The 14,051-nt window shown below is 69.4% G+C and carries 13 protein-coding genes and 2 pseudogenes; 7 read left to right on the top strand and 8 right to left on the bottom strand.

Translation table 11 applies throughout. The features are described from left to right. Window positions 1–244: 244 nt before the first annotated feature. Together CEB94_RS29085 and CEB94_RS29080 are read left to right on the top strand one after the other, a co-directional pair. Window positions 245–742, top strand: a complete 498-nt coding sequence (locus CEB94_RS29085; protein ID WP_175434987.1) for an NUDIX hydrolase — start codon at window positions 245–247, stop codon at window positions 740–742. A 94-nt stretch (window positions 743–836) separates the two neighbouring features. After that, window positions 837–1,722: pseudogene (locus CEB94_RS29080) on the top strand (IS982 family transposase). Between the two features lie 18 nt (window positions 1,723–1,740). Here the strand turns inward: CEB94_RS29080 and CEB94_RS29075 are convergent. The 4 genes from CEB94_RS29075 to CEB94_RS29060 all read right to left on the bottom strand — a co-directional run bounded on the left by CEB94_RS29075 (window position 1,741) and on the right by CEB94_RS29060 (window position 6,200). Beyond that, entirely contained in the window at window positions 1,741–4,461 is a 2,721-nt protein-coding gene (locus CEB94_RS29075; RefSeq protein ID WP_246111943.1) for a tetratricopeptide repeat protein, read from the bottom strand. 292 nt (window positions 4,462–4,753) lie between these two features. Next, the gene (locus tag CEB94_RS29070) at window positions 4,754–5,089 is read right to left on the bottom strand and encodes a hypothetical protein (protein WP_175434985.1); all 336 of its coding nucleotides are present in this window, start codon (window positions 5,087–5,089) and stop codon (window positions 4,754–4,756) included. 224 nt (window positions 5,090–5,313) lie between these two features. Then, a complete protein-coding gene (locus CEB94_RS29065) occupies window positions 5,314–5,514 on the bottom strand; it encodes a hypothetical protein (RefSeq protein ID WP_175430199.1) in 201 nt (66 codons plus the stop codon). Window positions 5,515–5,981: 467 nt separating this feature from the next. Continuing rightward, complete coding sequence (locus CEB94_RS29060; RefSeq protein WP_175434984.1) at window positions 5,982–6,200, bottom strand: hypothetical protein; 219 nt, start codon at window positions 6,198–6,200, stop codon at window positions 5,982–5,984. 666 nt (window positions 6,201–6,866) lie between these two features. Between CEB94_RS29060 and CEB94_RS41125 the strand changes: the two genes are divergently transcribed. Further along, window positions 6,867–7,019, top strand: coding sequence for a hypothetical protein (locus CEB94_RS41125; protein ID WP_246111942.1), 153 nt, complete (start codon window positions 6,867–6,869; stop codon window positions 7,017–7,019). Between the two features lie 459 nt (window positions 7,020–7,478). Here CEB94_RS41125 and CEB94_RS41950 read toward each other — a convergent pair whose 3' ends face one another. From CEB94_RS41950 to CEB94_RS29045, 3 genes and pseudogenes are all read right to left on the bottom strand, one after another. Further along, window positions 7,479–7,886, bottom strand: a complete 408-nt coding sequence (locus tag CEB94_RS41950; protein ID WP_342790455.1) for a hypothetical protein — start codon at window positions 7,884–7,886, stop codon at window positions 7,479–7,481. 96 nt (window positions 7,887–7,982) lie between these two features. Next, window positions 7,983–8,369, bottom strand: a pseudogene (locus tag CEB94_RS41945) (DUF6083 domain-containing protein); the annotation flags it as partial. 161 nt (window positions 8,370–8,530) lie between these two features. After that, entirely contained in the window at window positions 8,531–8,794 is a 264-nt protein-coding gene (locus CEB94_RS29045; protein ID WP_175434981.1) for a helix-turn-helix transcriptional regulator, read from the bottom strand. A 610-nt stretch (window positions 8,795–9,404) separates the two neighbouring features. On the opposite strand from CEB94_RS29045, the gene CEB94_RS41120 reads away from it, so the two are divergent. Together CEB94_RS41120 and CEB94_RS29035 are read left to right on the top strand one after the other, a co-directional pair. Continuing rightward, entirely contained in the window at window positions 9,405–9,968 is a 564-nt protein-coding gene (locus CEB94_RS41120; RefSeq protein WP_246111941.1) for a hypothetical protein, read from the top strand. A gap of 266 nt (window positions 9,969–10,234) precedes the next feature. After that, window positions 10,235–10,813 carry a hypothetical protein gene (locus tag CEB94_RS29035; protein WP_157851157.1) on the top strand — a complete coding sequence of 193 codons (579 nt, stop codon included), beginning with the start codon at window positions 10,235–10,237 and terminating at the stop codon, window positions 10,811–10,813. A 494-nt stretch (window positions 10,814–11,307) separates the two neighbouring features. Here the strand turns inward: CEB94_RS29035 and CEB94_RS29030 are convergent, their stop codons facing one another. Continuing rightward, complete coding sequence (locus tag CEB94_RS29030) at window positions 11,308–11,610, bottom strand: helix-turn-helix domain-containing protein (protein WP_175434980.1); 303 nt, start codon at window positions 11,608–11,610, stop codon at window positions 11,308–11,310. A gap of 29 nt (window positions 11,611–11,639) precedes the next feature. Here CEB94_RS29030 and CEB94_RS29025 point away from each other — a divergent pair, with 29 nt between their 5' ends. Together CEB94_RS29025 and CEB94_RS29020 are read left to right on the top strand one after the other, a co-directional pair. Continuing rightward, window positions 11,640–12,770, top strand: a complete 1,131-nt coding sequence (locus tag CEB94_RS29025; protein WP_175434979.1) for a site-specific DNA-methyltransferase — start codon at window positions 11,640–11,642, stop codon at window positions 12,768–12,770. 125 nt (window positions 12,771–12,895) lie between these two features. Continuing rightward, the gene (locus tag CEB94_RS29020) at window positions 12,896–14,020 is read left to right on the top strand and encodes a hypothetical protein (RefSeq protein WP_175434978.1); all 1,125 of its coding nucleotides are present in this window, start codon (window positions 12,896–12,898) and stop codon (window positions 14,018–14,020) included. The last annotated feature ends 31 nt before the right edge of the window (window positions 14,021–14,051 follow it).

Below are 14,051 nucleotides of genomic sequence, written 5' to 3'. Positions count from 1 at the left end.
CCTGACGTTCTGTCGGGGTCCTGACATGACAAGTCGGCCGCGGCGCCCGACTGGGGCGTCTCATGAATGATCATTGCCCGATGTCCCGGGCGTCCTCTCCGCTTCCTTCCACCAGTTGGTCGATGATGTGTTGAACAATGCGCACGTCGGGGTGGTCGGGGCCCAGCATTCGCACCTAGATGATCGATTCCAAGGGATCGTGCACCGCCCGGCGCCGTCGCCGGTAGATGGATAGCCTGCCGGGATGTCCTCGGTGAACCTGCGTCACTCAGTCCGCGCGGTCGTCCTCGATGAGGGTGACCGCATCCTGCTGTGCCGCTTCACCATTCCCAGGCCGACCGGCACGGTGGTCGTGTGGGCGGCTCCCGGTGGTGGTGTCGAGCGTGGCGAGACGCCGCTTGCCGCGCTACGTCGCGAGTTGCATGAAGAGGTAGGGCTGGTCGTCGATACCGACCCTCCACATGTGTGGCACCAGCAGGTCGTCGCCCCTGGCCACGCAGCAGGCTACGACGGAGTGGTCAACGACTATTTCCTTGTCCGTACCGCCTCGTTCCCTCCACGCGGCGCGATGTCCGACAGCGAACTCGCCGCCGAGAACATCGATGGCTTCCGCTGGTGGTGCCTTCGGGATATCGCCGACTACTGCGGTTCCGAGCTGTTCTCACCCCGCGACCTCGCCACACCGTTGGCGGCGCTGATCGCGGAGGGCGTTCCGGCCAGACCGGTGCCGCTCGGCCTATAAGCCTCGCACCCGACGATGGGACACAGCCCCAAACCGCTGACGGGAACTTGCAGATGGCCTGCACACACGAGGCGAGGGAGCCCAACGTCAGTGTGTGAAGACAGAGCTGGACTCCCTCGCGACCGCACTTTACGTGAAGACCGACGACCTACTGAGGGACTCACCCCATCTCGCGCCATGGCGGCCAGCCGTGGGCATCGCCCCTAAGCTCACCGACGCCGAGCTGGTCACCTTGGCGATGATGCAGGCCATGCTCGGCGTCACCTCCGAGGCCAGGTGGCTCCGCCACGCCCGTTCCCACCTGCGGCATCTCTTCCCGTACCTGCCCCAGCAGCCCGGCTACAACAAACGGCTGCGCAAGGCCGCCGGACTGCTTCGGCGCGTCACCCGGCTCCTGGCCCCCGACACCAGTGCGTGGAGCGACGATGTGTGGATCGTGGACTCCACGCCGGTGGAATGCGGCCGCTCACGCGAGACCGTCAAAAGCTCCGACCTGACCGGATGGGCCGAGTACGGGTACTGCGCCAGCCACAGCCGCTTCTTCTGGGGCCTGCGGCTGCACCTGGTGTGCACCCTCCAGGGCCTGCCCGTCGCCTTCGCCCTGACCGGTGCCAAGGCCGACGAGCGCGAGACCCGGCTGGACCTCCTCGCCGCCGAACACACTGATCGGCGACAGGAACTACTTCGGAAGGGGCTTCGAGCACGAGCTGGCCGAGCAGGACATCCGGCTGCTGCGGCCGGCCCGCAAGGGCGAGCCGGAGCGGGCCGCAGCGCCGCTGTTCAAGCCGTTGCGGCAGGTCATCGAGTCGGTCAACGAGACCTTCAAGGGCCAACTCGATCTCGAACAGCACCGAGCACGCACGCCCGGCGGTGTCATCGCCCGCGTCATGCAGCGAATCCTCGCCCTGACCGCCGCGATCTGGCACAACGACCACACCGGACAGCCCGTCCTACGCTCACTGACCGCCTACGATCACTGACCCCTTGGAATAGATCATCTAGTCGGCCAGTGTCTGTGCCGCCCTGGCCGCATCCCACGCTTCCCCCCACCAGGTGGCGAGGTTGTGGCGGGTGGTGAGGGTGTGAGGGTGGTCGGGACCCAGCACCCGCACCATGTCGGCCAGCAGCTCGGCGAACGCCTGCACCGCCCCGACCGCATCCCCCGCCTCCCCCCGCCAAGCGGCAAGGTTGCCCCGGCTGGTGAGGGTGTCGGGGTGGTCGGGACCCAGCACCCGCATCCGGCTGGCCAGCAGGTCGGCGCACGCCTGTGCCGCCCCGGCCGCATCCCCAGCCCTCCCCCGCCAGGTGGCGAGGTTGTGCCGGGTGGTGAGGGTGTGGGGGTGGTCGGGACCCAGCACCCGCACGATGTCGGCCAGCAGCTCGGCGAACGCCTGTGCCGCCCCGGCCGCATCCCCCGCCGTCCCCCGCATGGCGGCGAGGTTGCCCCGGCTGGTGAGGGTGTCAGGGTGGTCGGGACCCAGCACCCGCACCATGTCGGCCAGCAGGTCGGCGAACGCCTGCACCGCCCCGACCGCATCCCCCGCCCTCCCCCGCCAAGCAGCGAGGCTGCTCCGGGCGGCGAGGGTGTCGGGGTGGTCGGGACCCAGTAGCCGCACCATGTCGGCCAGCAGGTCGGCGAGCGCCTGTGCCGCCCCGGCCGCGTCCCCCGCCTCCCCCCGCATGGCGGCGACGTCGTGCCGGGCGGTGAGGATGTCGGGGTGGTCGGGACCCAGCACCCGCATCCGGTTGGCCAGCAGGTCGGCGAGCGCCTGTGCCGCCCCGACCGCATCCCCCGCCCTCCCCCGCCAAGCAGCGAGGCTGCTCCGGGCGGCGAGGGTATCGGGGTGGTCGGGACCCAGTAGCCGCACCATGTCGGCCAGCAGGTCGGCGAACGCCTGTGCCGCCCCGGCCGCGTCCCCCGCCTCTCCCCGCATGGCGGCAAGGTTGTGCCGGGTGGTGAGGGTGTGCAGGTGGTCGGGACCCAGTAGCCGCACGATGTCGGCCAGCAGCTCGGCGAACGCCTGCACCGCCCCGGCCACATCCCCCGACTCCCCCCGCATGGCGGCGAGGTTGCCCCGGGCTGCGAAGGTGTCGGGGTGGTCGGGACCCAGCACCCGCATCCGGTCGGCCAGCAGGTCGGCGAACGCCTGTGCCGCCCCGGCCACATCCCCCGCCTCCCCCCGCATGGCGGCGAGGTTGTGCCGGGTGGTGAGGGTGTGCAGGTGGTCGGGACCCAGCACCCGCACCATGTCGGCCAGCAGCTCGGCGAACGCCTGCACCGCCCCGGCCACATCCCCCGACTCCCCCCGCCAGGTGGCGAGGTTCCCCCGGGCGGTGAGGGTATCGGGGTGGTCGGGGCCGAGACGGCTGCGGGCGCTGGCGGCGAGGTGGTCGAAGTGGTCGATGGCGGCGGTGACCTGACCGGATTCGCCGAGGCTGCGGCCGAGGCGGTACAGCACCGTGTGCGTGTCCGGCCGGTACAGGCCGTCGCCGGCGTGGCGGATGAGGGCATCGGTGTTGGTGCGCAGGGCCTGGGCGAGGGCGGTGTCGCGTTCGGTCTTCGGCCAGACGGCGGCCAGGGCATCGGCGGCGGTGTGCGCGGCATGGTCGTGCTGGTGGGGGGTGTAGTCCTCGCGGGTGGCGCGCTGGATGAGCTGGTGGACGCGAACGGCCTGATGGGGTGTGTCCGGTTGGTGGTCGATGAGGCTGAGCCGGTCCAGGGCGCGCAGGGCGCGTACCGCGTCCGAGCAGGAGACGGGGGCCGGTTGCGGGGTAGGACCGGTTGTGGTGCGGTGTGCGGCGAGGTGGATGCGGGCCGGCTCACTGGTCAGGACGGACTGGGGGATGCCGTTGGCGTCGAGCAGGGCAGCCAGGTGGAGCATAGGCCGGGCCAAGCCGGCGGGGCGCAGGATGTCGGCGCGGTCGATGGACAGGGACCAGGCAGCGGCGAGGGCGGTGGCCTGCTCGTCGGGCAGGGCATCAGGGGCGAGGTCGGTGAGTTTCGTGGCGCGGTCGGCCAGCAGACTGCGGTAGGTGGCCGCGGCCTCGCCGGAGTCGATGAGATAGGCGGCGGCCTGGGCCAGGGCCAGGGGCAGGTGTCCGAGGTCGGCGGCGAGGGTGGTGAGCTGGTCGGCGGGCTCGGTGCGGCCGTGGGCGTTCAGGGCTGCGGTGAGGTAGGCGACCGATTCGTCGGGGGTGAACAGGCCGACCTCGATCCGTCGGCGGCCGTCTCCGAACAGGGCGGCGTCGCGGCGGCGGGTGGTGAGCAGGGTCCGGCCGTGCGGGCTGGCGGGCGGCCACAGGCTGTAACGGTTGCCGGGGGCGTTTGAGTGGACGATGAGGTCGCTGGGGTCGGCGATGTCGTCCAGGACGATCAGCCACCGGCACGGCCGTTGTTCGGGCTTGGGGGTCAGCCAGGCCAGGAACTGTTTCGCGGCCTGCTCGGGGTCCTCGGGGTCGGCCCGGCACAGCTCGACGCCGGCCTGCGCGTATGCGCTCACCACGGAGGACTGGGCGCTCGCGGTGACCCAGACCAGGACGTCCAGGCCGTCGTCGTCCCATGCGGCGCGGGCGTAGTCGGCGGCGAGCTGAGTCTTGCCGACTCCGCCCATCCCGGTCAGCACCTGGGTGAGTACGGCGGTGCCCCCGCTCTCGACCGCCGCCCGCAGCCGGTCTGCCTCGGCGCGGTGCTGGAAGGACCGTGCCTCGGACGGGATCACACCGACCTGGTGCGGCCAGGAGGCTGGTTCTCGCGGTGGGTGCTGCACAGTCAGCCTGTGAACGTAGCCGGTGATGGCGGTTCCGCCGCCGGTGGCCACCGCGTCTCCGGTGCCAGACAGGTGTACCGAGGCGGGGGACTCAGGGCCGCTTCCCGGGGCCGGGCCGCAGTAACCGGTCACGGTCGTCTCATCATCGGCGGCCTCGGCGTTGCCGGTATCCACCACGGTCACCGACGGCTCAGGCTCCTCATCCCGTGCCGTGCGCGATGATGCCTTCGTCATGACCGCGGGCCTAGTTCGAGTAGTCGATGCCGGAGACGGAGTTCTTGCCGCTGGCCTCTCCCGTCCGCTTGGCTGTGGCCGAGCCACGGCCCCGGCCGCCGGGCCGCCGGATGCCGGTGATGCCGCCGCGGCTGGCTATTCCGGTCCGGACGGTCCTATCTGTGGGCCCGGCAGAAGACGGACGCTGGAACAGGGCCCAGAGCAAGGCGGCAATGCCGACGGCGGCCTGAACCGTGGCCCCGGCCAGTTGCCCCGCCCCGGGACTGTCCAGCAGCCAGATCAGCGGTGTGGACAGGACGCCGGCGATCGCCAGCACGATGACCGTGATCTTCCATCCCTGCGACATAACGGCTCCCTTTCGCCCCCACATGCCCGCCGCCAGATGACCGACGGCTCACCACTTCGCATCATCCCGCGCAGTTCTCGCCTGAACCAGGAAACGCACTTTTCGGCATCGCGGTTCCCGCCGCGACCGTCGCCCGCCATGCCGCCAGGCACTCCCCCCGCCGCACGTCGCCGAACATGACACCCCTCGTCTGCGGCTGGTGACGATTCTGCTGGCTTGTTCGGTCAAGTGGCGAGGGAGAGGTCGAGTCGGGCAAGGTGGCTGACGCGGGTGCGGTCGAGCGGGTGGCCGTTCCACCAGGCATCGAGGCGTATGAGGTTGAGCGCGACGGCGGAGAAGACGTGCTCCAGGTGGGTCTTCTGGAGGCCGAGTAGCGGGCACGTCGGGCCCCGTGCCGCGACCGCCCGCGCGGTCAGTTCGGGCACCTTCGGCCACGGCCTCCGCCGCATCGACATTCCACACCCCACCCGCGACCGGGAACGCCAAGACGGCCGCTGCTGTCCCCACCAACGAGCCGCCAGCCCCGCCGGGCACGGAATAAGCCAGCAGGATCACCACCGGGCCTGCGTACCCGGCCCAGAGGCTCCTCGCCGGCAACTTGCCGATAGTGACGTCGCCGGTCGGTTCCATGTCTTCCTCGTTGCTGAGAGTGATGATGCCAACCGGCCATTCTGCTGCATTGCCCGCCCAGGCGTGTAGGCGCTGCCGGCAGCGCGCCAGCGCGCCATCCCCGCGTCCTCCAGGTGCTGGCGTGCCGATTCCTGGATCTCCTCGTGGCCGAGGACGTACGCGAGGGATTCCGTGTCCGGTCGCGAGTTGCGCGCCTGGGCCACGGAGCTCCGCCCGGCCATCGCGTGCAGACGGTCCTTGATCCTCCAGACGGGTTCACCGGTCAAACGGACAGGTCGGCGCCGGTGAGCCCGCCACCGGCGGAAGTGATCAGCCCGAGGAGGCTCTGTTCCAGCAGGGAGCCGTTGAGCAACCGCTTGAGGTCGCGTTCCATGTCCTTGCGGGCGACCCGGACGTGTTCGGAAGGCAGCAGCGCCCACGTCGCGCAGGGGGTGGTCGGCGGCAACGGCGGGTTCAGCCGGCCCGAAACCACGATGCGCATGCCGTGCGGCGGCTCGGCCAGCAGCAGTCCGGCAACGCTGTACGAGTCGGGGGTGGAACTTCGCGTGATTCCCCAGGCTGAAGTTCATGGACGTCCCCATGGGGAAGGCGGAGTTGCTCCGCGGCGACCAGGCGGACGACGCACTTCCCTGGCCGCCCGGCAACCAGCCGATCCTTTAGGTCCGAGCCGGGCGGTCAAGGATGAGCGCAGCTCATCGCGGTAGCGACGCCGCAGGCGTCCTTGACGGCCCGGCTCGGACCGGACACTTCACTGCCGGGCGGCCCGCCCCCTTCCCCCCTCACCCGAATCGTACAAACGAGCGGGGACTACGGAGCCGGTCTGGGGAATTACATGACCGGCGACATCGGGGTCGGGGTCGGCGATCCCCCCGGTCCTCGTCCAGGCCGTCGACCACCAGCACCAGCCGCTCGCCCCGCTCGCGGGAGTGCCGCGCGGCCTCGGCGAGCCTGGGCGCGACCGACGCGGCCGTCAGGGACTGGCCGTAGCAGAGTTATCCACAGGCGTGCGCGGGGCTGGCTGCGGGCCCGTACGGTGTGGGCTTCACTGATCACGAGCACGGGGGTGCGATGTGCCGTACGAGGTCGCCTGGCGATCCAGGCGGAGGATGCGCTGGAGGAACTGCGGCCGCAGGGTCGCCAGGAGGTCATGGAGACGATCGCCGCGGCACTGGTGCAGCCGCGCGAGTGGCCCGAGCCCGGCGGATGGCATGCAGCGGTTGTCTTCGGGCCTCGCTCGTGGGTGGCGTTCACCGCGTTCCTCGGCGGCATTGAGGTGATCGACGTCGGCTGGGCGGGCTGACGCAGTCTGGTGCCTTCGCAAGGAGCGCGGCTGCGCAGGCCAGTACGTCTCGCGGCGTGTGTTCGGTGAGCAGACCGCGCAGCTGGGACTCAAGGCGGTGACGTCGCTCCCGCGTGAGTGCGGTTGTGATGCGTTCGCCCAGGACGTCGCGGGGGCGTCGGCCGCATGCGGCCGCCTCGCGGCGGATCGCGGCTTCGGCGTCCCGGTCAAGGGCGACATTGAGCAGGACGCGGCCACGGCGGTCGGGGTAGTGCGTGCTCAGCACGTCGATCGGCACCACCGTGTCCAGCCGGCGCCGCAGCCTGTGCAGGGCCCGGCCTGGGCTCCTGCCACTTTGTACCGTCATCAGCCGGGTGCGGTCGGCGTTCGCTGCGAACCTCACCCTGTGACGGGCCCGGTCGAGTTCCCGGGCAGTGGCGGGTCTGGTCAAGGAGATCTCGATGGCGTACTGGTGCGTCGTCACAAGTGGGTCCTTCGTCGTGTGTGGCTGCCGGGGTTGGGGCGGCGCCGGTGAGTGGGCAAGCGGGTGTGGACGTGCTCGTGGTGGCGCAGTGGGTCGAAGAGCTCCCAGTCGGCGACAGTGAGGTCCCCGGCTGTGGGGGTCGCGTCGTGCTGCGGGCACCGCTGGCTGCGCCAGCGCAGCTGTTCCTGGTACGGCAGCGCGGACAGGCTGTAGACGGCCATGACGTCCGAGGGAAGCGCCAGCTGTCCGCTTTGCGCGGTCACGGGCATCAGGGTCCACGCGCCCCGCAGGGCGGCAGGGCCGAGCACCTTGGCGGTGCAGCGGACGCGGCGCCGGGTCTGGGTGACGCACTGGATCTCCTCGACCGGGCAGGACGCCAGGTAGCGGACAAACAGCAGCTGCACGATCGGCCGGCTCGGACGGCAGACCTCCTCACCTGGGTTCGGGCCACCCGGTGCTGGGGCCTCGGACGGGGCAAAGAGCCCGGCATCGAGCAGCCTGCGCGTGCACAGGGCCAGAGACCGGCGCAGCCCGGACAGTCGGGGTGCATCGGGCGGCGCCGGACGCGCGGGACACAGCACGGCGTGGGCAACGCGGCACCAGGTGCTCCCGTCGCCCGAGGGGTGAGCGACGCCGGAGCTGACGTGCCAGCGGCAAGACTCCGGCACCTGGTCGGTCGGCAGTTCGTGCGGATGCAGTCGTACCCGGCGCTCGTCGCTGCGCACGTACCACTCGACCGGATTGCCGCACTCGCGGCAGGAGGCCGTCTGGCCGCAGCGCAACAACCGGCTGACACCCTCCGGGTCAACCCGAAGGGACCGCCGCAGGGGGGCGCTTGCACGGCTGCTGTCCCAGCGCCGCGTAGAAGGATGAGGCGAAGAGCACATGCGGGCGAACCTGCCAGCCAACACGCCGCTCAGACACCACCCGGCCCGCCGGACCCCCCAGCCAGCCCAATACTGGGCGACGCCAGTGCGAGCCATTGATCGAGCATTCGAAACGCCGTTGCCGTTTCGGGTGATTCGCGGCAGCCGTCGCACATCCTCGATCAGCCGTCGGCGGCCCCGGGCAGCCCGTGCCCGCGACAGAGGGCCACGAAGAGCTCGTCGAACGGCGTGTCGAATGCATGGGCGAGGGCATGCCAGGTCTTGAGCGTGCCGACGGTGCGCCCCTGCTCAATCTCGATCACAGTGCGCCTGGCCAGACCGCTGCGGGTCGCGAGTTCGTCGTAGCTCCACCCGCGGGCGGCCCGTAGCCGCGCCAGCTCCAGCCGTAGCGCGTCGAGGTCCGGATCGGGCGGAAAGATCGTCACCCGACCATCCGACGGTGCAGACCCCTGCCCTGTCAGTGCAGACCTCTGCCCTATTTCTCCGGCAATCCCGATACGGAGGGGGCAGAGGTCTGCACTACGGTGGCGGCCGCCCGGTCTGGGCGAGGAGGGGCCGGTGCGGGAACGGAAGGAGGGACACTTGTACACGCGACTGCACACAGCGTGCCCTGCGGCGCCGCGCGCCTGGACGGTGGAACTCCGGTCTCAGGCCGGCCAGCTAGTCCTGACATGCCTGCAGTGCCCCTCCGGCGGCCGACCGGTCACCGCGGCCTCCGCCCGCTCGGCGGCGCTGGCCCACCTTGCCCGGCATGCCCGCGCCGATCTGAGAGCGCCTCACCTGCGGACGTGTCACTGCCATGAACGTGGCTGCGGCTGGCACCGGCGTCACCGCGGGTGCGCCGGGCCCATCCGCCTGCTCCTGTCCTGTGAACGCGGCGGTCGGGTGTGGCGCCTCGCCGACGCCTGCGGCGCTTGCGCCGCGGCAACGGCTCACGCTGCCGTCGTACCTGACACCGTGTTGGCCCAGACGCCCTGCCTACCCTCTGGCGGGCTTCGCCGCAGGAGGACCAGAGGGCCAGGCGAGCACGTACGCGTGGCCGAGATCCTCAGCTACCTGGCCGTGGCCCTGCCTTCGGACACATCAGCCGGGGCGCGACTTATCGCCCTTCAGGTCGCGCTGCGAGTGAACGCCGTCCTGCGGGTTGACCTTCCCGCGGGCCTGCTGCGCAGTCTTCGTATCGACAGCCCGGCAGCCTGCCGTGAGCTGGAACGGGCGCGGTGGCTGAGCGTCGTTGCCGGCCCCGGAACAGAGGGGGTAGCACTGCAGCTTCGCGATGCCACGCTACTGACCCAGGCCCCCGCCCGTCCCGATCGAAGGCGCGCTGCCGACTGGGCACTGCGGCGTGGGAGCCTCGCGCGGACGCGCGGGACAGAGCCCAGGCTGCAGCTACTGGGCGTGTATCTCGCGGCGTACAGCGATCCGGACTTGGGAGTGGGACTGCGTGAATACGACCGGGTCGTGCACGACTGCGGCATGCCCGATCACCGCCTATCCCGGGCTCTGCACGACCTCGCGGACAACGGTGTTCTGAAGACGTGGCAGATCTGCCCTGACTCGGGTGACCTGCACTGGAAGCTTTCACCGGGGCAACGGTGAGCGTCCAGGTCCTGTGCGCCGAGGCTGCCCTACGGGACGTCCGAAGCATCACGGAGCCCTGGTGCCCGACGCACCTCGCCCCAGCCTCCAAGTCGGCATTCCCTCAATCAGGTTCAGAGACCACTGTCGGGTCCGGCCCTTCGGAGCCGACACGCGCGCCGGCCCTTGCGGCGGAGCAGAAAGCGGTGGCTCCGGGGAGCCTGAGCCGACAGGATCCAGGTATGTCAGATGAATGGCCCCCGCCCGGGCACTCCTTCCATTACCGGATGAGCACACAGCTGGACGGTGGACCGTCTTTCGACCTGGACATCACCACCCCCAGAGCCCGGTCGAGCGTGGACATCTCCACCTTCAGGGTCGGGCGCCACGGAGGCCCGGACGAAGCCGACCTCGCTTACCGTGAACGCCTCTACGGGCTGATCGGCGCCATCGTGGTCGCCGGCGGCCATGTCGAGGCGGCCATGAAGCGGCTCATACTGCTACTGAGAGACGAGCAGGGCGGCTTCTCGCTCGTCGACAAAACATGGTCCGACCTTCACAAACTGCTGGTGGCGCAATCCCGCAGGAGCATTCCACAGGCCACCGCACTCGCCGAGATCCTTGAGTGGGGCGAGGTCAACGAGCTCAAGCGCCGCCGTGACGATGCCGTTCACGCTTCCTGGTGGAACTGGGACGGCGTGGGCGTCATGCGCTCCCGCTTCTTCAGGAAGCAGGATGGCGCCAACATAGTCTGCACCCTTGAGGACCTCGAGGAGGATGCGAGGCTGCTCTTCGCGTACGCCGAGAAGCTCGACCTGCTTCTCGAAGCGGATTGGCCGCAGGCGAGACTGCCACGCCGGACCTGAGCACCCTCTCCTGCCGTTTCCCGGCGGAACGCGGACGTACAGGCACGACCCCGTGCGGGCGAGGGAGTCCGCCGGCAGGCAACGCGACGTCACCCGGTGTCCCGGGATCGCCTGTTGCTGACGCTCCGTGCTGGCTCCACGATTATCTAGGGCTGTCAAGTGTCCTAGCAGGTCGAGCGACTGATCTGGCGTAAGGCGCGTAAGGGACGCTACTCGGCGCACGGCTACAGGAGGGGTGAGCCGATGGAGGCGCCTGGCCTCAGCCGGACTGGAGGTTCCGGGAAGGATCATGCCGAAGATCTAAATGGGTCGAGCCTGTGGACAGAAGCCGCCAGCGTGCTGCCGCCAGGAGGGCTCGTGCTTACGTCAACTGTGCATCCCGCCCCGATTCCCGCGTTTCTGCGGCATCAGCAGGTCCGGGCCCGGCAGCAACATACCGTGCGGGACTGACAACACCCCCCTGTGGAGCGGAGTTCGCAAGTCGCAAGGCGGGTTCAGTCCGAGGTGTCGACGCTAGGGTTGTCGGCAGCGTGAAGATCGCTTCGGGGAGGCAGGCGGACGGACGCGTACAGCGTGTCGAGCGAAATTCCCAGCTCGGTGGCCAGAGCGGCGACGGTGAAGAACTCTGGTGTGGACGTACGTCCCTTTTCGATACTCCGCACGGTCTCGACGGAGATCCCCGCACTGCGGGCGACGGCCTCGGCCGAGCGCCCGGAGTTCCGCCGGGCCTGCGTCAGGCGGGAGGCCAGCATCTGCCCGCGCCGCCGTGCGTCGGGATCAAGCCTCCTCCGTGACATGGGTGTAACTATACCTGTATCATTACCCCATGACGGTGAACGCGGCGGCCCCTTCCCCCAGTTGGCCTGAGGACGCGCTGCGGCTGAACGCCGTCTGCCCGTACTACACAATGTTTCCGCTGGACTTCCCGCTCCAGCAGCTCGCCGCCCACCCCGAGGCCACCAGAGTGCTGGACCCGTTCTGCGGACGTGGCACCACGCTGTATGCCGCGCGCCTGGCAGGACTGCCGTCGGTGGGCATCGACATCAATCCGGTGGCCGCCGCCATCGCCCAGGCGAAGCTCATCCAGGTCACACCTGGCGCGGTGGTCCGCCTCGCCCAGCAGATCCTCGACGGCGACTCTCGGGGCGAAGTACCCGAGGGCGATTTCTGGCAGTGGTGCTTCGAGCGGGAGACGCTGCGCGAGTTGGTGACACTGCGCGAGGTACTGCTGGAGATGACCACGCCTACGTCGGCCATGCTGCGGGCGGTCCTGCTGGGCATCCTGCACGGCCCCCGCAACAAGAACCTCCCCTCGTACCTGTCGAACCAGATGCCGCGCACCTACGCCTCCAAGCCCGCTTACGCGGTGAAGTACTGGTCCACACGCGGCATGAAGCCGGTACGCGTCCCGACCCTGGAGGTCATCGAGCGGCGGGCCGCACGACTGCTGGACGCGGCCCCGCTCGCCCACGGCGGAAAGGTCCACCTGGGTGACTCCGTCGCGACCCTCAACGGCCTACGACAGAAGTTCGATCTGGTCGTCACCTCGCCTCCGTACTACGGCATGCGCACCTACGTGGCCGACCAGTGGCTGCGTTCCTGGTTTCTCGGCGGCCCTGCAGAGGTCCCCTACGGCACCCACGGGCAGATCGCCCGCCAGCCAAACCAGGAGTCCTTCATCCAGGCGCTTGCCGAGGTATGGGCCGCCGCCGCCCGCCGCTGCAACCAGGGCGCCCGGCTCGCGATCCGCTTCGGAGCCCTTCCCTCGGCCCGCACCGACCCGGAGGCCATGCTGGTGGCCTCCGTGAAGGAGGCGAAGGCCGGATGGGTCGTCAGGGAAGTCCGCCAGGCCGGCGTTCCGCCGAAGCGCACGCGGCAGGCCGAGCAGTTCGGCAAGGCCGGCTCCGCCGTCGACGAGATCGACCTGATCGCCGAACTGGTCGGACTGCCCCGCTGAACAGGTAACCCGGTTACTTCCCACAACTTCATAACTGATTGTCAGTGCCCCGTGGCATGCTGTGTGGGCCAGATGAGTGAACCACTCACCTGTGACAGTCAGAGCGTGGTGTTGGGGAGAAGCGCATGTTCGACGCGGACCAGATCAAGCAGCTCAAGCAACTGATCGGCGAACAGGTCGAAGCCGGCCGCGCGGAGCTGGACAAGCTGGTCGAGCAGACCCACGCCATCCGCTCCGAGGTCAGGGTGATCAAGCCGCGGGCGGCGACATCGGTCGCGCTGATGGCATCCGACGGCGGCAACAACAAGGTCGCCTTCAACCCCTTCTACCTCCAGGTCGTTCGCGTCGTGGACTCCAGCGGCAAAGAGCTGTGCATGGAGGTGGTCTCCCCGATCTCCGACATCGACGCCCTGGGCCGCCACCAGTTCCACGAGGACGGCAGCCCTCGCACCGCGCTGGGCCGGATGATGCACGGCCTGGGCGTCGAACGCCTCCAGGACCTCTCGCCGATGATGTCCGGCAAGTCCCCAAGCTGGGTGCAGGTCTTCCGCGACCTGTGCGAGTGGGCCACGCTGTACGACCTCATCTGCCACCGCGACTACGCGGTCGACACGCTGATCGTCCGCGACGGCCTGCTCCGCGCCAAGATCTTCAAGGGCGAACTGTTCGTAAAAATGGGTGGGTTGATGCATGACGCCATAGAGCGCATCCGGCGTCAGGACCGGCGCAAGGTGTGGCTGGTGGGACTGGCAAAAAACACCCAGGTCCTGGAGTACTACCGGCTGGCGATGTCGCTCTCGGGGGTGTTCAACAACGGCTCCCCCTGCTTCGCCAAGGTCCCCGCCGCGATGCTGGACGAGGTGTACCTCTGGGACGAATACACCCGGGACATCGAGGACGACTCCACGGGCGAGAAGCCGAAGTTCAACATTGGATCGATGTACTTCGTGCGCTTCGGCCCGCACTCTGGCGACCCCATCTGGACTGTGGACGTCATGTCCCGCCAGGACAAGGAGGCCCAGGCGATCTTCGGCTACCTGCAGGCTGACGCGGTGGCCGGTTTCCCCATCCCGTTCTACCCGAACTGCATCCAGCAGGCCGACAGCTACTCCCGCGTCGCCGACCTGGACATGGACATCATCGAAGACCAGCTCGTCGACGCCGTCCGTGACCAAGTCGGCGAGGACAAGGCCCCGGTCATCGACGCCCTGCGACTGGCCTCCGATGTGGCCGCCCGCCGCTACGAGTAACGCACCCTGCCCGTTCTGAATCCTGCGGAGT

The sequence above is a fragment of the Streptomyces hawaiiensis genome (assembly GCF_004803895.1).
Lineage (GTDB): Bacteria > Actinomycetota > Actinomycetes > Streptomycetales > Streptomycetaceae > Streptomyces > Streptomyces hawaiiensis.
The sequence above is the reverse complement of the archived record's forward strand: the minus strand, read 5'-3'. Positions and strand labels throughout refer to the sequence as shown.